Genomic DNA, 24128 nt, shown 5'->3' with positions numbered 1-24128 from the left:
CAATGCCTACAACCGAATCAGCATGAGATTGCTTTTATTCTGTTCACCCCTCGGCAAACTCCCTCAACACCTTGCCATCCATGCGATACCGCACCCACTCCTCCTGCGGTTGCGCGCCGAGGGATTTGTAGAATTCGATGGCTGGGGTGTTCCATTCCAGCACACTCCATTCGAAGCGGCCGCAGTCGTTGGCGCAGGCGATTTTCGCCAGGTGGCGCAGCAGGGTTTTGCCGGCTCCGCCGCCGCGTTGTTCCGGGGTGATGTAGAGGTCTTCGAGGTACAGGCAGTTGCTGCCCAGCCAGGTCGAGTAACTGAAGAAGAACACCGCGAAACCGATCGGCAAGCCGTCACGCAGGCAGATCAGGCCGTGGGCGGTGGCGCCGTCGCCGAACAGGCTGCGTTCGATGTCGGCGACGCTGGCGATGACTTCGTGACGGGCCTTCTCGAAATCTGCCAGTTCGGTGATGAAGGCGAGGATTTGCGGCGCATCGCTGGGGGTCGCCGGGCGGATTTCGATCGTCATGGACGGGCCTTGTGTGCAAATTAAAGCGCCATACTAAGGCGCGCAGCGGCGCTCGTCACATGGCAAAACATCCTGACCTGCCCAATTTGGTGAACACTGCTACCCCTGTGGGAGCGAGCCTACTCGCGAAAGCGTCCTTCCAGTCAGCCTCGAGTCAACTGACATAATGTCTTCGCGAGCAGGCTCGCTCCCACAGTTGATACCGCACATTCTGAAAGGATGCTTATGACCGTTAACTGTTTTGCGCCGATGGAAACAATGGCATCAGCGCTGATTCGGCACGCACTGGAACCCTCGAACGACGGCGCCCATGACCTCGCTCACCTGCAACGGGTCTGGCACAACGCACGCACCTTGCATGAAACCGAAGGCGGCGATCTCGAGGTACTGCTCGCAGCCGTGCTGCTGCACGATTGCGTCGCGGTCGAGAAAAACTCAGCTCTGCGCTCGCAGGCTTCACGTCTTGCCGCGGACAAGGCTTCATCGGTGCTGCAGGAAAAAAACTGGCCCCGCGAGAAAATCAGCAACGTCGCCCACGCCATCGAAGCCCACAGTTTTTCCGCCAACATCGCCCCACTGACACTCGAAGCGAAAATCGTCCAGGACGCCGATCGCCTCGACTCGCTGGGCATGCTCGGCGTCGCTCGAACCTTCTACGTGGCCGGGCGCATGGGCTCGGCACTGTACGATCCGCAAGATCCCGAAGCGCATGAACGCGAATACGACGACAGACGTTTTTGCCTCGATCATTTCCAGACCAAACTGCTGCATCTGGCCGACGGCTTTCAGACCGCGACCGGCCAGCGTCTGGCACAGATTCGTCATCACCGCCTGAAGGCTTTCATGGAGCAGTTCAAGGAAGAGATCGGCATCGCCTGAACAGCAAAGAAATACCTCGGTGAAGACCGTTCGTCGATCATCAGGCACCAATCCGACACCAGGGCTGACCAACCAAGTGTATGGATTCCAATCACTGGAGAAGCCCTATGATCTCGTCAAGGTTGACCGCTCTTGTCTTCAGCGCCCTGCTCTGCCCCGCGGTGTTCGCCGCCTCGTCCACGGCAGCAGGCACTGGCCCTACCGATCCGACCCCGCCACGTGCGCCCGCCATCAACAGTGCCCCCGGAGTGAACACCGATGGCTCCGGTGTGCCGCTGATCAATCAGCCACCAGCCACCGGTACCGATCCGCGCACTCAGGGCAGCGATCCTGGACGTCAGGGCGGCATGAACACGCCAGACTCCCCGGCCGCCACGCCTGACAATGCCGGTCCGGGTGTCGGCTCGAAAACCACCACCGGTGGCTCCGGTTCCGAAGGTGCCGGTCAGTAGTTCGCCGACGCGAGCGCCCTATTCACTCCCATGAAGAGGTAACCATGAACGTCGACAAAGACCTGGAAAAAGAAGTTCTCACCCGTCTGCTCCACGCGCATCCCAATGGTCTGGGCAAGGAGGTGCTTGACAATTACCGGGGCGAGAAAGTCGTGGCCAGCGCCCTCGCCGCCCTGCAGGATCGCGGGCTGATTCACCACGGTCATGTGACATGCAGTGAAGCGGGCGAACACTCGCTGAACCTGCCGATCAAGCTCAGTTCAGCCGGGGTTGAAGCGGCGAAGAAACTCGATAGCTGACGCTGGATGGGGCTGCGGACTTTCGACTTCGGACGTTTGATTCGTCTCGAGAGATTCGCAGCCCTCGGCGCAACGCACCACATCCTGACGCAAGGAGAAATCCCATGCCTCGTGGAAGCAAAGACAAATACACCACAGAACAGAAGCGCAAAGCCGAGCACATCGAAGACAGCTACGAGAAAAAGGGCGTGTCGAAAGATGAAGCCGAGGCGCGCGCTTGGGCGACGGTGAATAAACAATCCGGCGGCGGTGAAAAGTCCGGCGGCTCAGGGCGCAAAAAGCCTGCGAGCGCCAAGTCGCAAGAGCGCAAAGAGTCATCGCGCCGCGCGGTGGCCAGTCGCAAGGGGCATTCGCGTAACAGCGAAACTTCGAAGGACACCCAGACTGTCGACAGCCTGATGAAGGAAGCCCGGGCGAAGAATATTCCGGGGCGCTCGTCGATGCGCAAGCAGGAGTTGATCGAGGCGTTGCGCAAAGCGGGCTAGAACGCCCCCACTGTAGGAGCGAGCCTGCTCGCGATGGCCGTGGATCAGTCGCCACAGGACTCGCGGATAAACTCATCAACCTCAGCCGTCCCCGGCGATGTCGCCGGCCCCCAGCGCGTCACCGCCAGCGCTGCCGCAGCATTCGCCCGCCGCGCCGCTTCCAGTGCATCCAGCCCCTGCGCCAATCCGGCCACAAATACCCCGGCATGGGCATCGCCGGCGCCATTACTGTCCAGCGCTCTCACAGCAAATCCCGGCACCCGACGACGCTCGTCACGCTGTTGAATCCAGCAACCCTGCGGCCCGTCGCGCACCACCATCAGCACATCTCCAGGCAAAAATTTCGCCAGACGATCCATTGCCACGCCAATCTCATCAGCGCCGGTAAAGCGCAGCGCCTCGACACTGTTGCTGGTCCACACATCGATGCGCGGCAGCAACGCTTGCATCATCGGCGCATCCGGCGATTCCACCAGCGGTCCCGGGTCGAACACCACATTGACCGATCCCGGCAGCGCCAGTGTCCAGTCGAGCAATGCCTGCGCCTTGCCCTCGTGCAGCAGGCTGTAACCACTCAGATAAACGTAATCGCCGGCCTCGGCCGGCACGCTGTTCAAATCCTCCTCCGTCACCTCGCCTTCGGCGCCGATGTAGGAAATGAAACTGCGTTCGGCCGAGGCATCGGTCAGCGCCACACACAACCCGGTGTCGCGCTCGGCCGGTTCGCGGATGCCAATGCAGATACCTTCCGCCTGCATCGCTTGGCGTGCCAGATCGCCGAAGCGCCCGCTACCATGGCGACCGAGATAGACCACCGGCAAGCCGTTACGCACCGCCGCCGCCATCACGTTGAAACCGCCACCGGCTTCGAATCCCGCCGACTGCGCCAGTACGTCGCCGCCAATCTGCGGCAATTTATCCACGGCCATGACCAGGTCGATGATGACCTGGCCGGTGTGCAACATCTTAGGCATGAGCATTCTCGGGTTGCGCGGCGCGGCGATCTTTCGCGCCGCCGAGTATCAGGTAAAGGCCACCGGCGACGACGAAGGTCACGATCCAGCCGAGGCCGTTGTGGCCCAGCCAGGAGTCGGACAGAAAGCCCTTGAACCAGACGTTTTCCGCCGTGGTGCCGATGGTGGTGAAGCTGAAGCCGAGCACGATGGCGATCGCCCAGGCGCCGAACGCGCGCCACTCGATGCCGCCGCGATACCAGTAGGCGCTGCTCGGGCTGACGTCGAGCAGGTCTTTGGGGCTGTAGTAGTGACGGTGAATCAGGTCGACCACGAAGATCCCCACCCACGCAGTGATCGGCACCGCCAGCAGGGAAATGAAGGTGATGAACGGGCCGTAGAAACTGTCGGCGATGAGCATGAAGTAGATCGAGCCGGCGAAGATCGCGACGATGTCGACCACCACCGCGTAGACGCGTTTGACCTTGAGGCCCAGGGTCAGCGTGGTCAGGCCGGCCGAGTACACCGACAGGTTGTTCGACAGCAGCAGGCCGCCGAACGCAGTGATCAGGTACGGCACGGCCATCCAGGTGGGCAGCATGTCGCGGATCGCCACGATCGGGTCAGTCGCCGAAGCCAGGTCATTGTTGCCCACCGAGAGCAAGCCGCCGAGGGTGATCAGCAGCACCAGCGGAATGCCCGCGCCGAATGCCGCCGACGCTACCAGACGCACAGCCTTGACGCTGCGGTGCTGATAGCGCGACATGTCGGCGCCGGCGTTGGCCCAGCCGATGCCGGTGCCGGCAGCCATGGTGCCGATACCTATGATCATCGCGCTCAGCGGCGCCGGCGTGGCGTTGAACACCGCACTCCAGTCGATGGTCGCGCAGAGGAAGCCGCCGACGAGAATGTTCAGCGCACCGAACACGTAGGTCGCCCACTTCTGGATCACCAGCAGTGTCGCGTGGCCGAGGCCGGAGACCGCCAACGTCAGCAGGACGAAGATGGCGATAAAGATCAGCGTCAGTACCGGCGCACTCTTCGCCTCGACCGGCGAGCCGAACAGGATCGAACACAGCGACAGCAGCACGAACGCCGCGGTGGTGGTGTTGACGGTTTCCCAACCCAGACGCGACATCAGCGAAACCAGCGTCGGGCCGATGTTGCCGCGTACGCCGAAGATCGCCCGCGACAGCGTCAGGCTCGGCGCGCGGCCACGACGTCCGGCAATCGAAATGATGCCGACCACCGCAAACGAACCGGCGGCACCGAGGATCGCGACGATGATCGCCTGCCAGATCGCCAGCCCGCGAAACGCCACCAGCGTGGCGCCCAGCGGCAGGCCGAGAATGGAAATATTGGCGGCAAACCAGACCCAGAACAGCTGCAGCGGATGACCGTTGCACTCGGCTTCCGGCACCGGCTCGATGCCGCGGGTTTCCAGTTGCCCGACGCTTTGCCCGGCGGTTGATGAACTCATGAAGATGCTCCTGTTTGCCTTTTTTTGTGGTTGTGGCAATGATGCAAAACGACAAGACAACCGGCCTTCCGAGGCCTGTCTGTGCGATCCATTGCTGTGTGAATTCTTTAGAAATGCGCCGCCCCTTTCGCGAGCAGGCTCGCTCCCACAAGGAAATGCATTCCAATTGTGGGAGCGAACCTGCTCGCGAAAAGGCCAGCCAGTCAACGCAAGGCCAAAAGCCCCTGCACCAATGGCTCGAGCTCGAGTTGATTAACCGCTTTCACCATCTCGATCATCTGTTCCGGCCAGCACTCAAGCCCTAGGCAGGCCCCGAGCATGGCGCCGAGAATCGCCGCGATGGTATCGGTGTCGCCACCCAGGCTGGCGGCCATGCACACCGCGTCAAAAGCGCTCATCTCGCCAATGGCCACTTGTTGCGCCAGCGCGAATGAAACCACCACAGATTCTTGCGACGCCACCGATGTACCGATCACGTCATAGAGCAGATCGGCGAGCAGTGTTTTGTCACTGTCGACACTGATGCTGCGCGCCCAACTGATCCGTGAGGCGATGCGCCCACCGGCGACCCAGTGCCCGTGGACTTCGGCTTGCTGGGCAATCTGCTGGCCGAGGTTCAGCGCCTCGCCCAGATCGACGCCATTGATCCCGGCCGAGACCACCGCCGCCACCGCCGCCGCGCTGGAAATCCCCAACGTGGTGTTGTGGGTCACCTGACAGGCTTGCACCACCGCCGCAATGAAGCGCTGCGGATCGGCCACGTTCGCAGCTATTCCCACCGGGGTGATGCGCATCGCCGCGCCATTGGTAGTGCCGTAGCGCCCGGCTTCTTCCGGGGAGTGCCCGGCGAGGATCATTTCGATGGCGCGTTTGGTCGACGGGCCGAGCAAGTCCTGCGAGCCTTTGGCCTGCATCTGTGCTTCCCATTCGATCAAGCGTTGGGCAAGCACGGCGGGTTCGATCCGGCCCTGACCTTCGACCAGCAACTCGCCAACCAGAATCGCCTGTTCGGTGTCATCGGTGATTGAGCCCTTGGGCATGTTCGCAGCGATCGGTTGCAAGGGACCGGCATCCTGCAGATCAGTGATCTGGCCGAAGCGCGCCTTGATGGTTTCGCGATCGAGCGACTGCGTCGGCATGCCCAGCGCATCACCCAGGGCCAGACCGTAGAAAGCGCCAAGCGCACGGTTGAGCGCGGTCATTTCGATTCTCCAAATTGCAGGTGCAGACGAAAGTGCACTGGATCGAGCAGGCTTTCGACCTGCTCCATGAAACGGTTCTGTCGGTCGTAGGTGGTGCGCAGCGCCTTGAGGAACACCGTGCCGGCCGGGCGACCGAGCAACTCGGCGTCTTCGGCACTCAGCGGCTCGGCGCCGATCCACTGATCGCCGCGTTCGCCGATGTAGCCGTAGGCGGCCAGGGTGATGGTCAGGGAATTGTCGATCAGACCGACGCGGGGCAGGCTTTCCAGGCCGCCGTTGGCCGGCATCAATGCACGTTCCAGAGACACCAGCGTACCGTCGGTGGCGCGCCGGCGACGGTCGAGGGTGATGAATTGATCGGTGCCGAAACGCACCAGCAGATCAGGTCGGGTTACGGCTTCGAGGCGCAACACTTCGGTGTTGATCAGCGCCCCGCTGTCGGCCAGCGCCTGCGCCCAGCCGCTGCGCTGATCCAGCGCGACACCGTCGAAGGTCACGATGGAACCGACCCCACTTTGCGTGGCGATGTACTTGCGCCGCTTCAGCTCGGCCAGCGCCTCACGCAAGGTGCCACGGCTGACCTGGAATTCTTGAGCCAACTGGTGTTCGCCGGGCAACAGAAAGCCGTCCTCCATGAGGCCGCTCTCGATGCGTCGGACGAGCTCGTCGACCACCCTTTGTTTCTTGTCGAATCGTACCTGTCTAATCATGTACAAATTGATAACCGAAACGGGTGCGGGCGAGCAAGGAAAATCTCCGGGAAGAGACAGAAGGTTGAAAGTCAAAAGCACCCTCACCCTAGCCCTCTCCCGGAGGGAGAGGGGACTGAATGGGGGATGCTCAAGAAGTATGCCGACCTGAAAGTGCTTCGCCGAATCCATAATCGACGAGAGCTTTCAGGTCGACGGATTACGCAAGACACCTCGGTCGGCCCCCTCTCCCTCCGGGAGAGGGGTGGGGTGAGGGTAGTTCTTGACGTTAGCGTTGTTTCAGGCGGTCAATGACCACGGCCAACAACAGGATCGAACCCCGAATCACATACTGATAAAACGTATCGATGTTCTTCAGGTTCATCGCGTTCTCGATGATCGCCAGAATCAACACCCCGGCAATCACATGGCGGATCATGCCGATGCCGCCGCTCAGCGAAACCCCGCCCAACACGCAAGCCGAGATCACCGTCAGTTCAAAACCCTGACCGATCATTGGCTGCCCGGAAGTCATCCGCGAGGCCAGGATCACCCCCGCCAGCGCGCCGATCACACCGTGCACGGCGAAGATGATGATCTTGGTGCGGTCGACGTTGACGCCCGCCAGCAGCGCCGCTTCCTGGTTGCCACCGATGGCCATGGTGTTGCGCCCATAGGTGGTGTAGTTCAGCAGCCAGCCGAAAAACAGGAAGCAGACAATGGTGATCAGGATCGGCACCGGCACGCCGAACAACTGGCCGTTACCGAAGACGAAGAAGGATTCCTGCGAGACGCCGACCGCTTTGCCGTTGGCAAAGATATAAGCCAGACCGCGAACGATCTGCATGGTCGCCAGCGTCGTGATCAAGGCATTGACGCGCAACTTGGCAATCACGATGCCGTTGATCAGCCCGACGATCAGGCCCATCACCAGCGCCGCACTGACCCCGAGAAACACGCTGTTGGTGTCACGCATCACCACCGCCGCGACCACGCCGGCACAGGCAATCACCGAACCAACCGAGAGGTCGAAGTGTCCCGACGCCAGGCAGTAAAGCATGGTGCACGCGGCGATGCCGGTGGTGGAAATCGCCAGGCCCAGACCGCGCATGTTCAGCGGCGAGAGGAAGTTATCGATCAACAGCGTGCAGGCGACAAAGATGCCGATCGCCGCCAGCAGCATGACCCAGTCATCAAGGAAGCGCCGCAGGTCCAGCGGTTTGCGCTCGGTCGGCAGGGTTTCGTTTTGGGTAGTCATCATAGTCACCTCTCAGTTCGCCACGCCGTCAGCGCGGTGGCGTGGCAAAGCCAGTTGCAGCAGGTTGGATTCATTGGCCTGGTCGCGGCTGACTTCGCCGCGCAGGGCGCCTTCGCACAGCACCAGGATGCGGTCGGAAATGCCCATCACTTCCATCAGATCGCTGGACACCACGATCACCGAAATGCCGTCGGCGGCGAGGTTGTGGATGATCTGGTAGATCTCGGCCTTGGCGCCGATGTCGATGCCACGGGTCGGTTCGTCGAGCAGCAAAACCTTCATCGGCATCGACAGCCAGCGGCCGAGAATGGCCTTCTGCTGGTTGCCGCCGGAAAGGAACTTGATCTGCTGGCCGGCGTGCGGGGTTTTCACTTTCAGGGCCTTGATCTGCTTGTCGGCGTTGCCCTTTTCCCACAGGCCACGGATCAGGCAGCCAAGCCCGGAATGCGCACCACGGGCACTGATGTTGATGTTCTCGGCGACGCTGGCCAGCGGGATAATGCCTTCCTTCTTACGGTCTTCCGGGCAAAGCAGAATGCCGGCGGCAATCGCGTCACGGGGCGAGCGCAGTTTCAGTTCGTGACCACGCAATTCAAGGCGTCCGGCGGTATTGCGCTCCAGGCCACTGAGCAGACGAAACAGCTCGGTGCGTCCTGCCCCGACCAGGCCGAACAAGCCAAGGATCTCGCCCTTGTGCGCTTCGAAACTGATCGGCTCGCGCAGGCCCGGGCCAAGTAAACCGTCGACTTTCAACGCCACGGCGCCACGGGGGCGATGGCGGTAGTCGTAGATGTCCTGAATGTCGCGACCGACCATGCAGGTCACCAGTTGATCGTGGGTCAGCTGGCTCATGTCTTCAAACGTGCGCACGTAGCGGCCGTCCTTGAACACCGTCACGGCGTCGCAAATGCGGAACACTTCTTCCATGCGATGGGACACGTAGAGCACGACTTTGCCCTCATCGCGCAGGCGCCCGATGATCGCCATCAAGCGATCGATCTCGCGCGCCGAGAGGCTGCTGGTCGGTTCGTCGAAAGCGATGACGTGAGCACCACGAGACAACGCTTTGGCGATTTCCACCAATTGGCGCTGGCCCAGCGACAAGCGCCCGACTTTGGTTTGCGGATCGATTTCGTCCGCCAGGCCTTTCAGGCAATTCAAGGCTTTCTGGCGCAGTTCGCTGCGATTGATCAAACCGAAACTGGCCGGCAGATGACCGAGAAACAGGTTCTCGGCGACGGTCATTTCCGGCACCAGATGCAGTTCCTGGTGAATCACCGCGACACCGCTGCCAATGCTGTCGGCGGTGGACTTGAACGCCATCGCCTGCTCGCCGATCTGCAGTTCACCGCTGCTCGGAATATAGGCGCCACCGAGGATTTTCAGCAGCGTCGACTTGCCCGCACCGTTCTCGCCCATCAAGGCATGAACCTGGCCGGGGTGGGCGACGAAGCTGATGCCATCGAGCGCTTTTACCCCGGGAAAGGTCTTGCCGATCCCGTTGAAGCGCAGGCTGCCGCTGGCGCCATGTTGTTGTTCTTGTGTCTGTACTTGCGCGTGCATAAAGCCACCTCTTCACACCGAAAAACGGCCCGGCTGCCCGGGCCGTCGCTGCCTCAGTTCCACAAGCCGATTTTTTCCAGCTCTTGCTTGAAGTTTTCGCGGGTGATCAGGGTGACGTCATCCATGGCGGTGTACTTCGGCGGTTCTTTGCCGGCGGTGATCCACTCGTACATCATCTCGGCGGTTTTGTAGCCTTCGATGTGCGGACTAGGCAGCATCGAACCGAAGAAGCCGCTGTTAGGTTTCTTCAACTCGCCAATGGCGTCGGTGCCGTTGATGCCGATGCCGATTACGTTGGTCGCGGCAAACCCGGCCGCTTCGGTAGCACGCACGCCGCCAAGCACGGTGTTGTCGTTCATGCCGCCGATGATCAGGTTTTTCGCCGCACTCGGCAGTTTCACCAGCGCCGAGTTGGTGGCGTCCATGCTGCCCGGTACGTCGAGGGTTTTCAGCGCGGCGAAGAGGATGTGATCCTCTGGCATGCCGGCCTTCTTCAGCGCATCGACCGAACCATCGGTGCGTTTCTTGCCGGTGTCGAGTTCGTTGTAGGTATTGACCACCGCGTAGGTGTCTTTCCAGTCCCAGTTACGCTTTTTCGCTTCGGCAGCCATGGCGGCGCCCTGCTTCTGGCCGACTTCGAACGCGGCCATGCCCAGGTACGGCACGTCTTCCATGAATTTGCCGTTGGCGTCGACGAAACGGTCGTCGACGGCAATCACTTTCAGATCGTTGATCTTGGCTTTGGCCATGATGGCCGGGCCGAGGGACACGTCCGGCGGGCAAATCACGAAGCCCTTGGCGCCGTTGGCAGCCAGGCTGTCGATGGCCGAAAGGGTTTTTTCGCCATCAGGCACAGCGATCTTGATCAGTTCGAAGCCCTTGTCCTTGGCGGCTTTTTCGGCAAAAGCCCATTCGGTCTGGAACCACGGTTCTTCGGCCTGCTTGACCAGAAAACCGATCTTCACCGCGTCGGCGGCGAGCAGCGCACTGCTCAGGCTGAACGCAGTGACCGCCAGGGCAGTGCTGCACAGGGTACGAATCCCGAAACGACGTTTCATCAGATGACTCCTTGTTATTTTTTTTGAGCAAATTAAACAGCTTGTGGCGAAGGAGCTTGCTCCCGCTGGGCTGCGAAGCGGCCCTAAAACCGGTTACCTCGGTCAATCAGACACACCGCATAGCCCGAATTTACGACTGCTGCGCAGCCGAGCGAGAGCGAGCTCCCTCGCCACAGGTGTGGTGGCGTGACACGTACTGCTGCAAAGCTATTTGAAAATAGTCATATCGTATGATGATTGGATTTCAAGCGTAGTTCAGCGCTGGAAATCCGTTCTATTCAGTCGTGGTACATCACCGAGCGACCACCATCGATGGTGATGCACGAGGCGTTGATAAACGGTGCTTCATCGCTGGCCAGAAACACTGCGGTCATCGCCACTTCGATCGGCTGGCCGATGCGCTTGGGCGGATGCAGGTCGAAGGCGCGCTGCCGCTCGGCGTGGGGATCGGCAAAGCCGTTCCAGTAATCGACGTTCAGCTGGGTTTCGATGTAGCCCGGGGCGATGGCGTTGACGCGAATGCCTTTGGCCGCATATTCGATGCCGAGGGCGCGGGTCAGGCCGAGCAAGCCGTGCTTGGCCACCGGGTACGGAAAGCAGCCAGGAATGATGTGGCTGGAATGAGTCGAGGCGATGTTGATGATGCTGCCGACGCCCTGCTCGATCATTTGCGGCAGCACGGCTTTGCAGCCATACCAGGCGCCATCCAGATCAATGGCGAAGCAACGGTGCCAGTCTTCCTCGGTCATCTGCAGCGGATCGCGGAACACATTGACCCCGGCGCAGTTGACCAGCACGTCGATGCGGCCATGCAATTCCACGGCGCGTCTGGCAAGTGCATGCAGATCCTGCTGATTCGACACGTCGACCTTCAGCGCCTGCACGTCATGGCCTTGTGCACGCCAATGGGCGGCGACCTGCTCGACCTTGTCGGCCTGGATATCGCTGATCAGCAGTCTGGCCTGCTGTGAGGCGAAGGCGGCAACGATCGCTTCGCCAATGCCCTGAGCGGCGCCAGTCAGCAGCACAACCTTGTTTTTCAGGCGTTCGCCTTTTGGCGGTGGCGGCACGGCAGGCAATGTGAGCGCTTCACCCATGGTTCAGGCCTCCCGCGCGCAGACGCAAAAAAACCGGGCATCGGTCGATGTCCGGTTTTCACGGCTTGGGAAAAGAAACAGGCAAGCGTCGCCAACGGCATCGAGCCGTGACAAAAGGCGGATCCCGCCTAAGCGGGCGACAAGAATTCGCTGCATCACTTCACCTGTTTTGTTCTTTTTAAGTGTGAGTGCGTGTTACTGCTGGAGCCGACTATAAACCCGACCCGCAAATAATCTCAATATATAATTTTGCATCCCATATTTTGGGATTTAACCGGCAAAACGCGTACAGAGTTTTCCTGCAACATCGACGCGCATGCTCAGCACCGCACCATCGAGTGGATGATTGAGCGGACTTTTTGCACTGGTGATGTACAAGGTTCTCAGGTCTTCACCACCGAATACGCAACTGGTCGGGCGACTGACCGGCAGGTCGATTCTGCGATCCACCTGCCCGCCCGGCGCCAGGCGCAACAGGCAACTGCCGTCCCAGCGCGCATTCCACACATAGCCTTCGGCATCCATGGCCGAGCCGTCGGGGCCGCCGTGCTGATCGGATGAGTAGAAAACCTGCGGCGCATCGAGACTGCCATCGGTGCGGATGAAATATCGATTGAGCGTGCTGTCGAGACTTTCGCCGAACAGCAGCGTGGTGCCGTCGTCGCTCCACAGCAGGGTGTTGGGAATGCCCAGACCGAGCAGCAGTGGCGTGACGCGCTGATCGGGATCGACGCGGAACAGGCCACCGGAACGCCGCACGATCGGCAGATCCTCGCCGTGCTCGCCGATGTTGTTCTGCATGGTGCCGAGCCACAAGCGGCCCAGCGCATCACAGCGGGCTTCGTTGGGCCGATTGCCCGGTTGCGGGTCGGCAACGCAGAACAGGGTCAAGCGTGGCTCGAGCCCGGGAGATTCGAGATCCAGTCGATAGACACCGCTGCTCAACGTGACCAGCGCATCGCCGCTGGCGCAGGGAATGAAGGCGGAGATGTGCTCAGGCATTTGCCAGATCTGCACGTTCTGGCCAATCAGGCGCAATGCTTGTTTGCCAGCGATGTCGACCCAGTACAACGCCTGGGTCGGCGCATCCCAGAACGGGCCTTCGCCGAGTAGCGCGCGGTGTTGGGTCAGGGCGGTGCAGGTCATCTGGAATCCTTCATGTTCTTGTTATTCGCATTGTAGGAGTGAGCCTGCTCGCGATAGCGGTGTATCAGTCGACATCATTGGTAGTGAACCACCGCTATCGCGAGCAGGCTCACTCCTACAGGGGATCTCGGTGTTCAGCTGGCTTTTCGGTCGGCCATGACTTTCGGGTAAAAGCGTTTTATCGCCAGATCGGCATTGTCGATCAAGGTCATGCACGCCCACACGCCACGGGTCGAATCCCGTGCGGCGATGGCGTCGGCCATGTCTTTATGGATCGGCAAGGTGCGGCGCAGTTCATCGGGGTCGGCGGCGGAGACTTCGAACGACACCGCCAGCAACGCGCCGAGGGCCGGGACCATTTGTTCGATGAACTGATTATGGCTGGCGGCCAGGATGCATTCGTGGAAAGCCTGGTCGGCGCGGTTGTAATCGATGCCACTGTCGACCGCACGCTCCAGCGCATTGAAGGCCAGTTGCACCGCTTCGATCTGCTCCGGGGTCGCCCGTTCACAGGCCCAGCGCACCGCCATCGGCTCAATGGTGCGGCGCAAATCCAGCAAGTCATCGACGAAATTTTCCGGCAAGCCATTGCGCGACAGCCAACCCACCACTTGCGGATCGAACAGATTCCAGCGCCGCACCGGCAATACCCGCGTGCCGACTTTCGGCCCGACTTCAAGCATGCCTTTGGCGACGAGGGTTTTGATCGCTTCGCGAATCACCGTGCGGCTGACACCGAGTTGCTCGCCCAAATCCGCTTCGACCTTGATGGTCTGCCCAGGTTTGACCTGGCCAGCGGCAATCCAGCTGCCCAGCCAGTCAACGGTCGACGCATGAAAGCTGCTGGACATGGACACCTCAAGGCGAATCGCGATGGGTGACTACGCTAATCATCATACGAATAACAGTCAACCGGGATTTTCCGCTGGAACACGAAACAGATGTAGGAGTGAGCCTGCTCGCGATAGCGGTGTACCAGTCAATGCAAATATCGACCGTCATACCGCCATCGCGAGCAGGCTCACTCCTACAGGGGATTTATTCAGGGTTCGAGACCGATGCAAAAGAACTCGCCGCCACTCCACACGCCGAGCCAGCGCTGGCCATCAATCTCGCGGCTCACCGCCAGTTCCACCAACTGATAGAACACATTGCGGTGAATCAGCGCTTCCAGATTGCTGCGCACATGCACATAAGGCGCAGGCTCCTGGGTCTCAGGATCAATCTCGACGCGAATCGGATGCTCGGGTCCCGCCTCGGTGGTTTCCTCGACATTGGTAGTGAAGCCAAAAAGCTGCGCCTCCCCCCCCCCCTCCCCTCCCCCGGCAACCGCCACGAACGGCGCGTCATCGACCTTGATCCCGACCTTCTCGACCGGGGTGATCAGGAAATAATCATCGCCGTCGCGGCGGATGATGGTGGAGAACAGTTTGACCATCGGCTTGCGCCCGATCGGCGTGCCCAGGTAATACCAGGTGCCGTCGCGGGCGATGCGCATGTCGATGTCGCCGCAGAAATCCGGGTTCCACAAATGCACCGGTGGCAGGCCTTTGGTCTTGGGAATCTGTCCCAGCAGGTCATTGGCTGTTTGCGGGTCACTCATGGCGTACTCCTTGATTACTGGTCGCCGATCCCCAGCAGGCGGCGTGCGTACTGCGCCAGCGGCGGACCGATGAGGTCTTCGGGTTTGGAGTCATGGAACGTCAGTAAACCGCCACGACTCTTGATCCGTGCAGTATCAATCAAATACTGGGTGCTGGTCTCGATCAACATGATCTGAATCACGCCGCCGTCGATACCGAGGCGATCCACCGCTTCCTGATCCAGCCACTCGTCGGAGTTGCCGATGCGGTCGTCTGCCTTGGCGAAACGTGTGTAGAGCAGGTAATGCGCGCCGGCGTCGCGGGCTTCGCCCATGGCCTGGTCGAGGCCTTCCGGCGCACGGGCGCGGCGGACCATCGGGAAGTATTCGACGAAGCCCTTGAAGGCTTCTTCGGCGACCACATTCGGCCGTGGATAGGAACCACCCGGCGGCGCGAATGCGCCCTGGGCGATGAAGATGAACGAGTCCGGCTGAATGCGGATATTGTTCACCCGGCGGCTGTCGCTATGGTCCAGAAGTCCCGCATCGCTCATGTGATAGCGAGTGCCTTCGGCCATGTCGCTGACATTCATGCAGCCGCCAAGCGCCAAAACGGCCAGCAGCAAAACCAGGCTACGCATCCTATTCCTCCAGAAGCCGGTGTCGGAAAACCGGCGAATGGCCGTTGGATGCAGCTTTTGCGCCAGCTCGGCGAATTCAGTGACAGAGGCATTCGCGAGCAGGCTCGCTCCCACAGGGAAATGCATTTTCAAGGTGGGAGCGAGCTTGTTCGCGAGCGATCGATCAGCCGCCAATAATCTTCATGACCGTAGCGCCGCCAGAGAACGCCACCTCCTGCTTGTCACCCAACGCCTTGACCAGCAAACGCTGCAGCGCCGGCAACGCCTGATGCCGCGGTTTGTCGAGCAAATCGCCGACGTAGTGACGGTTGCTCGACGACAGGCAGCCATGCAGCCAACCGGTCGACGACAGGCGCAAGCGCGAACAGGTGCGGCAGAACGGCACGCTTTCATTGGCGATCACGCCGAAGGTGCCGCGACCGGGAATCGCGTAGCGTACGGCCGTGGCATCCACAGGCGCGTCGGTCTGAGCGTATTCATAACGTTCGCCGATCAGACCGAGCAACTGCTCAAGGCTGACGAACTGCTGCAGGAAGGCGTTCGAGTCTTTGGCCAGATGGCCCATGCGCATCAACTCGATGAAACGCAGTTCAAAACCGCGTTCCAGGCAGTAATCGAGCAGCGGCATGACCTGGTCGAGGTTCTGCCCGCGCAACGGCACCATGTTGACCTTGATCTTCATCCCGGCAGCGGCAGCCTGATCCATGCCGTCGAGCACGCTGGCCAGATCGCCGCCACGAGCGATGCTGCGAAAAGCAGCGGCATCAAGAGTATCGAGGGAAACGTTGATTCGACGCAGACCGGCATCCACCAGCAGCGGCAGTTTTTTCGCAAGAAGTTGACCGTTGGTGGTCAGGCTGATGTCGTCGAGGCCCATCTGGCCGACGGCAGTCATGAACGATTCGAGTTTGGGGCTGACCAGCGGCTCGCCGCCAGTGATGCGCAGGCGCTCGATGCCGGCCGCCTCGATCAGGTATTCGACGCCCCGCGCCATGGCTTCGGCCGACAGCTCGTCCTGCGCAGCCACCAGCCGCTTGCCGTTGGGCACGCAGTAGGTACAGGCGTAGTTGCAGGCAGAGGTCAGGCTGATGCGCAGATTGCGAAAACGCCTGCCTTGACGGTCAACGATCATGAAACACTCCGGCGAAAGAAAGTCGAGCGCGCAAAACTTGACTGAGAAATCAGGTTTTAGCAAGCCCTATGCCTGAGTATATTCCTGCGCTACTGCGCCATGTAGCGAAAACATGGCGCAATCAGATCGCTGAATGGCTCAAGTGCTCGGCGTTTCCGGGTCGCGCTTGCGCTTGTTGCCCATGCGCACGCCGATGTCCATCAGGAACTGGAAGAAGCCTTCCTGATCTTCCAGCACATTGCTCCAGAACGGCGAGTGATACAGCGCCACCGCGCCGTGTACCAACGCCCAGGATGCGCAGTAGTGGAAGTACGGCGGCACGTCTTCGAGCTTGCCTTCGCTGATGCGACCCTTGATCAGCAGGGTCAGGCGTTCGAAGTTCGAGGCACGGATCTTGTGCAGTTCCTCGACCATCTCCGGCACCTGATTGCCCTTGACCACTTTCTCTTCGAGGCGGTCAAACAGGCGATAGCGCTGCGGGTCGCGCATGCGGAATTCGAAGTAGGCGCGGGACAGCGCTTCCTTGTCCTTGTCGACATCGGCCGAATGCAGCAGCTCGTTCAGATCGCGCTCGTAATCGAGCATCAGGCGCAAGTAGATCTCGGCCTTGGATTTGAAGTGCTTGTAGATCGTGCCTTTGCCGATACCCACGGCATCAGCAATCATCTCGACGGTGACACTGTCTTCACCCTGGTCGAGGAACAGCTTGAGCGCGGTATCGAGAATTTCCTGCTCGCGGCGACGAAATTCACGGACCTTACGAGGTTCTTTATGCATAAGAAAAAGGTCTGAAGGGTCAAAATTCGAAGCCGCGTATTATGCCTAACTTGCACAAAAAAGCACGGTTCATCGACCAAATCTGTGTTTCTTGTTCATTTCGAGAACGATTTGAGCGCAATGAGAACTCAACTGAAGCAAACGTATTCCAAATTTGTTTAAAAACCCCGACCGGCTCACTGGACTGAACGCCAGACTGATCAATACTTGAACTGTCGGCCGACATCTCCCCCAAGTGTCGCGCCGGTAAAGGTACCAACGGACCGCGTGCCTTTGTTTTACTCCTAATGGTCTTAACCCGGATTCACCCCCCAGAACCCGGGTTTTTTTTGCCTGCGATTTGGTCAGCCGTCACAGGGCAGATTTAACACTCGCCAGCGGGAACAGACGCTTGAAATTTTCTGTGGTCTGCTCGGCAAAGCGCTCGTAGTTCTCACCACGCAGCATCGCCAGAAACTCCGCCACTTCGCGCACGTACTGCGGCAGGTTCGGCTTGCCACGATAAGGAATCGGCGCCAGATACGGCGAATCGGTTTCCACCAGCAGGCGATCGGCCGGCACTTTGCTCGCCACATCGCGCAGCGCGTCGGCGTTGCGGAACGTAACGATGCCTGACAGGGAAATGTAATAGCCCATGTCCAGCGCCGCTTTGGCCATGTCCCAGTCTTCGGTGAAGCAATGCAACACGCCGGCCTGGGGCAACGCCGCTTCGCGCAGCAGTTGGAGGGTGTCGGCACGCGCGCCGCGAGTGTGGATGATCACCGGCTTACCGGTCTGCTGCGCCGCCTGCAGATGCAGGCGAAACGACTCCTGCTGCAATTCGGCGGCTTCCGGCTCGTAGTGATAGTCGAGGCCGGTCTCGCCGATTGCCACCACTTTCGGGTGGTTGAGTTCGTGCAACAACCAGTCAAGCGCCGGTGCCGCGCCCGGCTGCACATCCAGCGGATGCACGCCCACCGAGCAGTCGACGTCGGCATAACGCTCGGCGAGGGCTTTGACGTCGGCGGCGTTGTCGGCACTGACGCCGATGCACAGAAAATGTCCGACCCCGCGCTCACGGGCCGCAGCAAGTGCGGCATCCAGCGAGCCGTCATGGGCGGCGAGGTCGAGGCGATCAAGGTGACAATGGGAATCTACGAGCATAAAAAGGACTGCAACTTACATCGTATGAGTGGGACGGTCGGATTTCAGCGCTCCGGCCAGATGAGTTTCGATGCGACTGCGCGCGGTGTCGTCACCGTCGTTGAATTGCACGCCGACGCCGGCGGCGCGATTGCCTTGTGCGCCTTTGGGAGTGATCCAGGCGACTTTGCCGGCGACCGGAATCTTTTCCGCTTCATCCATCAGGTGCAAAAGCATGAACACCTCGTCGCCCAACCTGTAGCTTTTGTTGGTCGGGATGAACAGACCACCGTTCTTGATGAACGGCATATACGCGGCGTAAAGCACCGACTTGTCCTTGATGGTCAGGGACAGGATGCCGTTACGCGGCCCCGGGCTGACAGGTTCAATCATGTTCACCTCCACTGCTGATCTTCAGAGTCTAGGTACACATTCTTATCTTTGACCAGGCAATCCCACCCATTGCACCAACAACGCTTCCAGCAACAGCGCCGGATTGAGGTTGGCCTTGCTCAGGACTTTCTGCCGTTGGGCGAGAATCCAGTCCTGAATCTCCAGCACTTTGCCCTGCGCGCTTTTCTGCGCCAGATATTGCACAACCTTGCGCATATCGGCCAGGCCAAGGCCGGCTTCGTCCTGGGTCAACTGATAGCGCAGGATCAGGCTCGACCAGTCGCAGAACCAGTCGAACAGACGCAGCATCGGAATGCTTTTCCACTCTTCCGCCAGCTGCGTCGGCGATTGCTGCCCTTTGAGCAACTTCTTCACGCCTTCGACCACTAGCGCGCGCTGTTCACGCACGCCCTGGGCTTGCAGGCTGACCGCCATCAGCGGCGAGCCGGCGGCGAGGGTCAGCAGTTCGACGCGTTCTTCTTCGGCGCAATCCGGCAGCGCCTGAGCCAGCCACTCCAGGCTCATCGCCTCGCCCGGCAGCGGGCAGGCCTGCTGCACGCAACGGCTCTTGATGGTCGGCAACAAACGGCTCGGCTGATGGCTGACCAACAGCAGCACGGTATCCCCTGAGGGCTCTTCGAGGCTTTTCAGCAAGGCGTTGGCAGCGTTGATGTTCATCGACTCGACCGGCTCGATCAGCACCACTTTGCGCCCGCCGAGCTGCGCGGTCTGCACGACGAAACTGACCAGATCACGAACCTGATCGACCTTGATCGCCTTGTCCGCTTCTTCCGGCTCCAGAATGTAATTGTCCGGGTGACTGCCGGCCTTGAGCAGCAGGCAGGATTTGCACTCGCCACAGGCCTCGGGGGTTGGCCGCTGGCACAGCAGGCTGGCCATCAAACGTTCGGCAAGCGCACGTTTGCCGATCCCGGCAGGGCCGTGCAGCAGATACGCGTGGGCGTGCTGACTTCGTCCGGCCAATTGCTGCCAGAGGTTGTCCTGCCATGGATAGGCCTCAGCCACGGGCCAGCTCCAGCAGATTCGGCAGCAAGGTGTCCAGCGATTGCTGGACCTTGGCCAATGGCTGACCGGCATCGATGCGCACATAGCGCGAAGGGTCGGCTTCGGCGCGTTTCAGGAACGCATTGCGCACGCTTTCGAAAAACGCCCGCCCTTCCAGTTCGAAACGGTCCAGTCGACCACGGGCACTGGCACGGGCCAGACCGATTTCCACGGGCAGATCGAAAATCAGCGTCAGATCGGGACGCAAGTCGCCCTGCACGAAAGTCTCCAGAGTGGCGATGCGCTCCAGCGACAAACCCCGACCGCCGCCCTGATAGGCGTACGTCGAATCGGTGAAGCGATCACACAGCACCACGGCGCCACGGGCCAGCGCCGGGCGAATCACCTCTGCCAGATGCTGCGCGCGAGCGGCGAATACCAGCAACAACTCGGCGTCCGGGTGCATCACTTCGTCGGCCGGTGTCAGCAACACCTCGCGAATCCGCTCGGCCAGTGGCGTGCCACCCGGCTCACGGGTGAGCACCACTTCGATACCGGCGGCGCGCAGGCGCTCGGCGAGGTATTCGCGATTGGTGCTCTTGCCCGCGCCTTCCGGGCCTTCCAGGGTAATAAACAAGCCAGTCACAGGCAGTCCTTCATCAAAGTCATTGCGCGTTCTGCGATGCAGCGGCGTCCGGTTCTTGGGCTGGCGCCGGATCTTGCGGCGGCGCTTTCGATGGCACTTCGGGCAGTGCCTCGGGCGCGGTGTTCGGCGAAGCGGCCGGAATCGCCTCATCGGTGGTCGGCGCCGTTTCCGGCGCGTTCACTGGCGCCGGGCTGGAACGGTAATCGGCACGGCGTTTGAGCTGGTACTCGCGCACTGCGTTGTTGTGCGCATCCAGATCATCGGAAAACACATGGCTGCCATCGCCACGGGCGACGAAATACAGGCTGCTGCCTTCTACCGGATTGAGCGCAGCGTGAATCGCTTCGCGTCCGACCATCGCAATCGGCGTCGGCGGCAAGCCGGGAATCACGTACGTGTTGTAAGGCGTCGGCTCTTTCAAATGCGCGCGGGTCAGTTTGCCGGTGTAGCGATCACCGAGGCCATAAATCACCGTCGGGTCGGTCTGCAACTGCATGCCCAGCGCCATCCGCCGCACAAAGACGCCGGCAATCTGGCCGCGTTCCTGCGGTACGCCGGTTTCCTTCTCGACCAGTGAAGCCATGATCAGCGCTTGATAGGGTTCGGTGTAAGGCACATCGGCGGAACGCTGCGCCCACTCTTTGGCAAGCACTTCGTCGAGGCGGTCAAAGGCCTTCTTCAGCAGCTCGGCATCGGACATGCCGCGCACGAACCGATAGGTGTCCGGGAAGAACCGGCCTTCAGGGAACAAGCCCTTGTGGCCAATCCTGGCCATGACGTCGCCGTCGCTCAGACCGTTGAGGGTCTGCTCAAGCTTGTCGTCCTTGGCCAGGGCGGCGCGCACTTGATGGAAAGTCCAGCCTTCGACCAGGGTCAGGCTGTACTGAACCACGTCGCCGCGCTTCCACGAATCGATCAGACCGTTGACGGTCATGCCCGGCTGCATGCGGTACTCGCCGCTGTGAATCGGCGTGCCGGCGAGGTTGAAGCGCCAGTAGACGCGCAGCCAGAACGCGTCCTTGATGACGCCATCGGTCTCGAGTTCAAGGAAGGTACGGGTCGGAGTGGAGCCTTTCGGCACATCCAGCAGTTGCTCCTGCGGGATGTTCAGGGGCTGTTCCAGTGCCGAATGAATTTTCCAGGCGCTGGCGCCCAACAGCAGCCCTGCCAGAACCAGTCCGGTTTCCAGCAGCAGCAAAAGTTTACGTCTCACGTATCAAGCATCCAGTAGCGCGCGGGCAATGGTTTGCAGTTTACGGGTGAGCGGGCCAACCGGCCAGCTCAGTGCAGCACAGGCGCGTACCGGCCAGACGCCATAAACGCTGTTGCAGACAAACACTTCATCAGCCCATTGCAGGTGATCGAGGCTGATATCGGCGATTTGCGCAGGGATGGCCAGTGACTCGGCCTGAAACAATATTTCCCCGCGCATCACACCAGCGACGCCGCAGCGCTTCAAGTCGGGCGTGATCAGACCACCGTCGCGCACCAGGAAAATATTGCTGAACACGCCTTCGACGACGCGCCCGGCCTGATCGAGCATCAAGCCTTCGGCATGCTCGCTGTCCTGCCACTCGGCGCGGGCAAGCACCTGTTCGAGTCGATTCAGATGTTTGAGTCCGGCCAACAAAGGCTGCGTGGACAAGCGGGTGTTGCAGGGAAACAGGCGGATGCCGTGTTCGGCATGGGCAGCGGGATAAGCCGCCGGCGGATTGCCTTGCAGAATGCGTCGGCCCTGCGCCGCAGGGTCGGGTGCATAACCGCGCAGACCGTCACCGCGAGTGAGGATGAGCTTGAGCACGCCCTCGCCCATCGCTGTCGCATAGCTCAGCAGCTCGTGGCGAATCAGCTCGATATCGGTAGAGATGGCCAGACGCATACAGCCCTCGGCCAGACGCGTCAGGTGCCGATCCAGCAGGATCGGCCGACCACTGCGCACAGCAATGGTCTCGAACAGACCATCGCCGTAAGCCAGGCCGCGATCTTTCAGCGACAGCGCGTCAGCCGGTTGACCGTCGACCCAGCTCTCCATCAGCCCGCGAACCGGCGGAACGCCAGAGTGCCGTTGGTGCCGCCAAAACCGAAGGAGTTGGACAGCACGACATCGATATCCATGTTGCGCGCAGTGTGCGCGACGAAATCGAGATCGCAGCCTTCGTCCGGCTCATCGAGGTTGATGGTGGGCGGTGCCACCTGGCTGTTGATTGCCAGCACGCTGAAGATCGCCTCGACGGCGCCCGCTGCACCCAGCAGGTGACCGGTCATCGACTTGGTCGAGCTGACCGCCAGCTTGTAGGCGTGATCGCCGAACACCGACTTGATCGCGTTGGCTTCGGCAAGGTCGCCGGCCGGGGTCGAAGTGCCGTGAGCGTTGATGTACTGCACTTGATCGACATTGATCTTCGCATCGCGCAGGGCATTGGTGATGCAGCGCGCGGCACCGGCGCCGTCGGCGGGTGGCGAGGTCATGTGGAACGCATCGCCACTGGTGCCGAAACCGATCAGCTCGGCGTAGATCGTCGCGCCGCGCGCCTTGGCGTGTTCGAGTTCTTCAAGAACCAGCGCACCGGCGCCGTCGGACAGGACGAAGCCATCACGGCCCTTGTCCCATGGACGACTGGCGCGGGTCGGCTCGTCGTTGCGGGTCGACAGCGCACGGGACGCGCCGAAGCCGCCCATGCCCAGGCCGCAAGCGGCCATTTCCGCACCGCCGGCAATCATCACGTCGGCTTCGTCATACATGATGTTGCGCGCGGCCATGCCGATACAGTGCGTACCGGTGGTGCACGCGGTGGCGATAGCGTAGTTGGGTCCCTGTGCGCCCAGATGGATCGACAGGAAACCGGAAATCATATTGATGATCGAGCCAGGCACAAAGAATGGCGAGATTCGCCGAGGACCGGTCTCGTGCAGGGTGCGACTGGTTTCTTCGATGTTGGTCAGACCGCCGATACCCGAACCCATGGCCACGCCAATGCGCTCACGGTTGGCGTCGGTGACTTCCAGACCGGCGTTGCGCACGGCTTGAAAACCTGCGGCGAGGCCGTACTGAATGAACAGGTCGAGCTTGCGCGCTTCCTTGACCGACAGGTACTCCTCGACATTGAAGCCTTTGACCGAACCGCCAAAGCGGGTCGAATAGGCAGAAAGGTCGGTGTGTTCGATCAGACCAATGCCACTGCGGCCAGCCAGAATGCCCTGCCAACTGCTCGGCACATCCGTGCCCAGTGGCGACAACATACCCATACCGGTGACTACGACGCGTCTACGCGACACAGCACTCTCCTTTTTCAAATGACGACTTTGCATCAGGCCTAAAGAAAAAACCGCACGCCATGATGGCAGTGCGGTTTTTCCATGACAGCAAGCAACGATTACAAACTATTACGCCTGGTGGCTGGTAACGTAGTCGATTGCAGCTTGTACAGTAGTGATCTTTTCAGCTTCTTCGTCAGGGATTTCGGTCTCGAATTCCTCTTCCAGAGCCATCACCAGCTCAACGGTGTCAAGGGAGTCGGCACCCAGGTCTTCTACGAAGGAAGCGGTGTTGACCACTTCTTCTTCTTTAACACCCAGTTGCTCGGCAACGATTTTCTTGACGCGCTCTTCGATGGTGCTCATACCTTGTTTTCACTCCTAATGGACAAATTCAGGCAGCTGGCCAGTGGGTAAGTGTATAGAAAGACTTTTCAGCTTTTCAACTGAAAGCTTCACTCCTCAAACCCTGCGGCCCTCTGCCTATAAAT

General features: G+C 60.6%; 27 protein-coding genes. 4 read left to right on the top strand and 23 right to left on the bottom strand.

Annotated elements, in window-relative coordinates; all coding sequences use genetic code 11:
• Positions 1-43 precede the first annotated feature (43 nt).
• The gene (locus AEQ63_RS00935; RefSeq protein WP_064361472.1) at positions 44-523 is read right to left on the bottom strand and encodes a GNAT family N-acetyltransferase; all 480 of its coding nucleotides are present in this window, start codon (positions 521-523) and stop codon (positions 44-46) included.
• Between the two features lie 225 nt (positions 524-748).
• Here AEQ63_RS00935 and AEQ63_RS00930 point away from each other — a divergent pair, with 225 nt between their 5' ends.
• The 4 genes from AEQ63_RS00930 to AEQ63_RS00915 all read left to right on the top strand — a co-directional run bounded on the left by AEQ63_RS00930 (position 749) and on the right by AEQ63_RS00915 (position 2638).
• Entirely contained in the window at positions 749-1402 is a 654-nt protein-coding gene (locus AEQ63_RS00930) for an HD domain-containing protein (protein ID WP_064361471.1), read from the top strand.
• 107 nt (positions 1403-1509) lie between these two features.
• On the top strand, positions 1510-1854 hold the full coding sequence (locus AEQ63_RS00925) for a hypothetical protein (RefSeq protein WP_042610718.1): 345 nt from the start codon (positions 1510-1512) through the stop codon (positions 1852-1854).
• A 44-nt stretch (positions 1855-1898) separates the two neighbouring features.
• Complete coding sequence (locus AEQ63_RS00920; protein ID WP_041479421.1) at positions 1899-2153, top strand: hypothetical protein; 255 nt, start codon at positions 1899-1901, stop codon at positions 2151-2153.
• A 104-nt stretch (positions 2154-2257) separates the two neighbouring features.
• A complete protein-coding gene (locus AEQ63_RS00915) occupies positions 2258-2638 on the top strand; it encodes a Rho termination factor N-terminal domain-containing protein (protein WP_064361470.1) in 381 nt (126 codons plus the stop codon).
• A gap of 44 nt (positions 2639-2682) precedes the next feature.
• Here the strand turns inward: AEQ63_RS00915 and AEQ63_RS00910 are convergent, their stop codons facing one another.
• The 22 genes from AEQ63_RS00910 to acpP form a co-directional block, all read right to left on the bottom strand.
• Positions 2683-3612 (bottom strand): PfkB family carbohydrate kinase, encoded by a 930-nt coding sequence (locus AEQ63_RS00910; RefSeq protein WP_064361469.1) that lies wholly within the window; start codon positions 3610-3612, stop codon positions 2683-2685.
• Positions 3605-5071, bottom strand: coding sequence for a purine-cytosine permease family protein (locus tag AEQ63_RS00905; protein WP_042610715.1), 1467 nt, complete (start codon positions 5069-5071; stop codon positions 3605-3607). The genes AEQ63_RS00910 and AEQ63_RS00905 overlap by 8 nt, the downstream gene beginning before the upstream one ends.
• A gap of 203 nt (positions 5072-5274) precedes the next feature.
• The gene (locus tag AEQ63_RS00900; protein ID WP_064361468.1) at positions 5275-6273 is read right to left on the bottom strand and encodes an ADP-ribosylglycohydrolase family protein; all 999 of its coding nucleotides are present in this window, start codon (positions 6271-6273) and stop codon (positions 5275-5277) included.
• The gene (locus AEQ63_RS00895) at positions 6270-6983 is read right to left on the bottom strand and encodes a GntR family transcriptional regulator (RefSeq protein ID WP_042610713.1); all 714 of its coding nucleotides are present in this window, start codon (positions 6981-6983) and stop codon (positions 6270-6272) included. The genes AEQ63_RS00900 and AEQ63_RS00895 overlap by 4 nt, the downstream gene beginning before the upstream one ends.
• A 268-nt stretch (positions 6984-7251) precedes the next feature.
• Complete coding sequence (gene araH / locus AEQ63_RS00890; RefSeq protein WP_039760239.1) at positions 7252-8220, bottom strand: L-arabinose ABC transporter permease AraH; 969 nt, start codon at positions 8218-8220, stop codon at positions 7252-7254.
• Between the two features lie 12 nt (positions 8221-8232).
• Positions 8233-9783: an L-arabinose ABC transporter ATP-binding protein AraG gene (gene araG / locus AEQ63_RS00885; protein WP_042610712.1), complete on the bottom strand. Its 1551-nt coding sequence runs from the start codon at positions 9781-9783 to the stop codon at positions 8233-8235.
• A 53-nt stretch (positions 9784-9836) separates the two neighbouring features.
• Positions 9837-10841, bottom strand: a complete 1005-nt coding sequence (locus AEQ63_RS00880) for a substrate-binding domain-containing protein (protein WP_064361467.1) — start codon at positions 10839-10841, stop codon at positions 9837-9839.
• 278 nt (positions 10842-11119) lie between these two features.
• The gene (locus tag AEQ63_RS00875; protein WP_064361466.1) at positions 11120-11938 is read right to left on the bottom strand and encodes an SDR family oxidoreductase; all 819 of its coding nucleotides are present in this window, start codon (positions 11936-11938) and stop codon (positions 11120-11122) included.
• A gap of 270 nt (positions 11939-12208) precedes the next feature.
• Positions 12209-13084: an SMP-30/gluconolactonase/LRE family protein gene (locus tag AEQ63_RS00870; protein WP_064361465.1), complete on the bottom strand. Its 876-nt coding sequence runs from the start codon at positions 13082-13084 to the stop codon at positions 12209-12211.
• 134 nt (positions 13085-13218) lie between these two features.
• Positions 13219-13935, bottom strand: coding sequence for a FadR/GntR family transcriptional regulator (locus AEQ63_RS00865; protein ID WP_039760144.1), 717 nt, complete (start codon positions 13933-13935; stop codon positions 13219-13221).
• A gap of 191 nt (positions 13936-14126) precedes the next feature.
• Positions 14127-14687: a DUF1285 domain-containing protein gene (locus AEQ63_RS00860; protein ID WP_064361464.1), complete on the bottom strand. Its 561-nt coding sequence runs from the start codon at positions 14685-14687 to the stop codon at positions 14127-14129.
• A 14-nt stretch (positions 14688-14701) separates the two neighbouring features.
• Complete coding sequence (locus AEQ63_RS00855) at positions 14702-15307, bottom strand: DUF4823 domain-containing protein (protein WP_042610708.1); 606 nt, start codon at positions 15305-15307, stop codon at positions 14702-14704.
• A gap of 163 nt (positions 15308-15470) precedes the next feature.
• Positions 15471-16439, bottom strand: coding sequence for a GTP 3',8-cyclase MoaA (locus AEQ63_RS00850; protein WP_041479439.1), 969 nt, complete (start codon positions 16437-16439; stop codon positions 15471-15473).
• 138 nt (positions 16440-16577) lie between these two features.
• Complete coding sequence (locus AEQ63_RS00845) at positions 16578-17216, bottom strand: TetR/AcrR family transcriptional regulator (RefSeq protein WP_016770981.1); 639 nt, start codon at positions 17214-17216, stop codon at positions 16578-16580.
• Positions 17217-17567: 351 nt separating this feature from the next.
• A complete protein-coding gene (locus AEQ63_RS00840; RefSeq protein ID WP_042610707.1) occupies positions 17568-18359 on the bottom strand; it encodes a TatD family hydrolase in 792 nt (263 codons plus the stop codon).
• A gap of 15 nt (positions 18360-18374) precedes the next feature.
• Positions 18375-18731 (bottom strand): PilZ domain-containing protein, encoded by a 357-nt coding sequence (locus AEQ63_RS00835; protein ID WP_016770983.1) that lies wholly within the window; start codon positions 18729-18731, stop codon positions 18375-18377.
• A 42-nt stretch (positions 18732-18773) separates the two neighbouring features.
• Entirely contained in the window at positions 18774-19757 is a 984-nt protein-coding gene (locus tag AEQ63_RS00830) for a DNA polymerase III subunit delta' (protein WP_064361463.1), read from the bottom strand.
• A complete protein-coding gene (tmk, locus tag AEQ63_RS00825; RefSeq protein WP_042610705.1) occupies positions 19750-20382 on the bottom strand; it encodes a dTMP kinase in 633 nt (210 codons plus the stop codon). The genes AEQ63_RS00830 and tmk overlap by 8 nt, the downstream gene beginning before the upstream one ends.
• A gap of 19 nt (positions 20383-20401) precedes the next feature.
• Entirely contained in the window at positions 20402-21595 is a 1194-nt protein-coding gene (gene mltG, locus AEQ63_RS00820) for an endolytic transglycosylase MltG (protein WP_064361462.1), read from the bottom strand.
• A 3-nt stretch (positions 21596-21598) separates the two neighbouring features.
• Positions 21599-22414, bottom strand: a complete 816-nt coding sequence (pabC, locus tag AEQ63_RS00815) for an aminodeoxychorismate lyase (protein WP_064361461.1) — start codon at positions 22412-22414, stop codon at positions 21599-21601.
• The gene (gene fabF / locus AEQ63_RS00810) at positions 22414-23658 is read right to left on the bottom strand and encodes a beta-ketoacyl-ACP synthase II (RefSeq protein WP_038860467.1); all 1245 of its coding nucleotides are present in this window, start codon (positions 23656-23658) and stop codon (positions 22414-22416) included. The genes pabC and fabF overlap by 1 nt, the downstream gene beginning before the upstream one ends.
• A gap of 108 nt (positions 23659-23766) precedes the next feature.
• Positions 23767-24003, bottom strand: a complete 237-nt coding sequence (acpP, locus tag AEQ63_RS00805; RefSeq protein ID WP_003175607.1) for an acyl carrier protein — start codon at positions 24001-24003, stop codon at positions 23767-23769.
• Between the last annotated feature and the right edge of the window lie 125 nt (positions 24004-24128).

The sequence above is a fragment of the Pseudomonas sp. RIT-PI-o genome, from assembly GCF_001297215.1.
GTDB classification, from domain to species: Bacteria; Pseudomonadota; Gammaproteobacteria; order Pseudomonadales; family Pseudomonadaceae; genus Aquipseudomonas; species Aquipseudomonas moraviensis_A.
This window is presented reverse-complemented; position numbering and strand designations above follow the sequence as displayed.

What these genes read in the sequence shown, in the direction of transcription:
- AEQ63_RS00935 (WP_064361472.1), bottom strand. Translation starts at nt 523, where the DNA reads ATGACGATCGAAATCCGCCCGGCGACCCCCAGCGATGCGCCGCAAATC.
- AEQ63_RS00930 (WP_064361471.1), top strand. Translation starts at nt 749, where the DNA reads ATGACCGTTAACTGTTTTGCGCCGATGGAAACAATGGCATCAGCGCTG.
- AEQ63_RS00925 (WP_042610718.1), top strand. Translation starts at nt 1,510, where the DNA reads ATGATCTCGTCAAGGTTGACCGCTCTTGTCTTCAGCGCCCTGCTCTGC.
- AEQ63_RS00920 (WP_041479421.1), top strand. Translation starts at nt 1,899, where the DNA reads ATGAACGTCGACAAAGACCTGGAAAAAGAAGTTCTCACCCGTCTGCTC.
- AEQ63_RS00915 (WP_064361470.1), top strand. Translation starts at nt 2,258, where the DNA reads ATGCCTCGTGGAAGCAAAGACAAATACACCACAGAACAGAAGCGCAAA.
- AEQ63_RS00910 (WP_064361469.1), bottom strand. Translation starts at nt 3,612, where the DNA reads ATGCCTAAGATGTTGCACACCGGCCAGGTCATCATCGACCTGGTCATG.
- AEQ63_RS00905 (WP_042610715.1), bottom strand. Translation starts at nt 5,071, where the DNA reads ATGAGTTCATCAACCGCCGGGCAAAGCGTCGGGCAACTGGAAACCCGC.
- AEQ63_RS00900 (WP_064361468.1), bottom strand. Translation starts at nt 6,273, where the DNA reads ATGACCGCGCTCAACCGTGCGCTTGGCGCTTTCTACGGTCTGGCCCTG.
- AEQ63_RS00895 (WP_042610713.1), bottom strand. Translation starts at nt 6,983, where the DNA reads ATGATTAGACAGGTACGATTCGACAAGAAACAAAGGGTGGTCGACGAG.
- araH (WP_039760239.1), bottom strand. Translation starts at nt 8,220, where the DNA reads ATGACTACCCAAAACGAAACCCTGCCGACCGAGCGCAAACCGCTGGAC.
- araG (WP_042610712.1), bottom strand. Translation starts at nt 9,783, where the DNA reads ATGCACGCGCAAGTACAGACACAAGAACAACAACATGGCGCCAGCGGC.
- AEQ63_RS00880 (WP_064361467.1), bottom strand. Translation starts at nt 10,841, where the DNA reads ATGAAACGTCGTTTCGGGATTCGTACCCTGTGCAGCACTGCCCTGGCG.
- AEQ63_RS00875 (WP_064361466.1), bottom strand. Translation starts at nt 11,938, where the DNA reads ATGGGTGAAGCGCTCACATTGCCTGCCGTGCCGCCACCGCCAAAAGGC.
- AEQ63_RS00870 (WP_064361465.1), bottom strand. Translation starts at nt 13,084, where the DNA reads ATGACCTGCACCGCCCTGACCCAACACCGCGCGCTACTCGGCGAAGGC.
- AEQ63_RS00865 (WP_039760144.1), bottom strand. Translation starts at nt 13,935, where the DNA reads ATGTCCAGCAGCTTTCATGCGTCGACCGTTGACTGGCTGGGCAGCTGG.
- AEQ63_RS00860 (WP_064361464.1), bottom strand. Translation starts at nt 14,687, where the DNA reads ATGAGTGACCCGCAAACAGCCAATGACCTGCTGGGACAGATTCCCAAG.
- AEQ63_RS00855 (WP_042610708.1), bottom strand. Translation starts at nt 15,307, where the DNA reads ATGCGTAGCCTGGTTTTGCTGCTGGCCGTTTTGGCGCTTGGCGGCTGC.
- AEQ63_RS00850 (WP_041479439.1), bottom strand. Translation starts at nt 16,439, where the DNA reads ATGATCGTTGACCGTCAAGGCAGGCGTTTTCGCAATCTGCGCATCAGC.
- AEQ63_RS00845 (WP_016770981.1), bottom strand. Translation starts at nt 17,216, where the DNA reads ATGCATAAAGAACCTCGTAAGGTCCGTGAATTTCGTCGCCGCGAGCAG.
- AEQ63_RS00840 (WP_042610707.1), bottom strand. Translation starts at nt 18,359, where the DNA reads ATGCTCGTAGATTCCCATTGTCACCTTGATCGCCTCGACCTCGCCGCC.
- AEQ63_RS00835 (WP_016770983.1), bottom strand. Translation starts at nt 18,731, where the DNA reads ATGATTGAACCTGTCAGCCCGGGGCCGCGTAACGGCATCCTGTCCCTG.
- pabC (WP_064361461.1), bottom strand. Translation starts at nt 22,414, where the DNA reads ATGGAGAGCTGGGTCGACGGTCAACCGGCTGACGCGCTGTCGCTGAAA.
- acpP (WP_003175607.1), bottom strand. Translation starts at nt 24,003, where the DNA reads ATGAGCACCATCGAAGAGCGCGTCAAGAAAATCGTTGCCGAGCAACTG.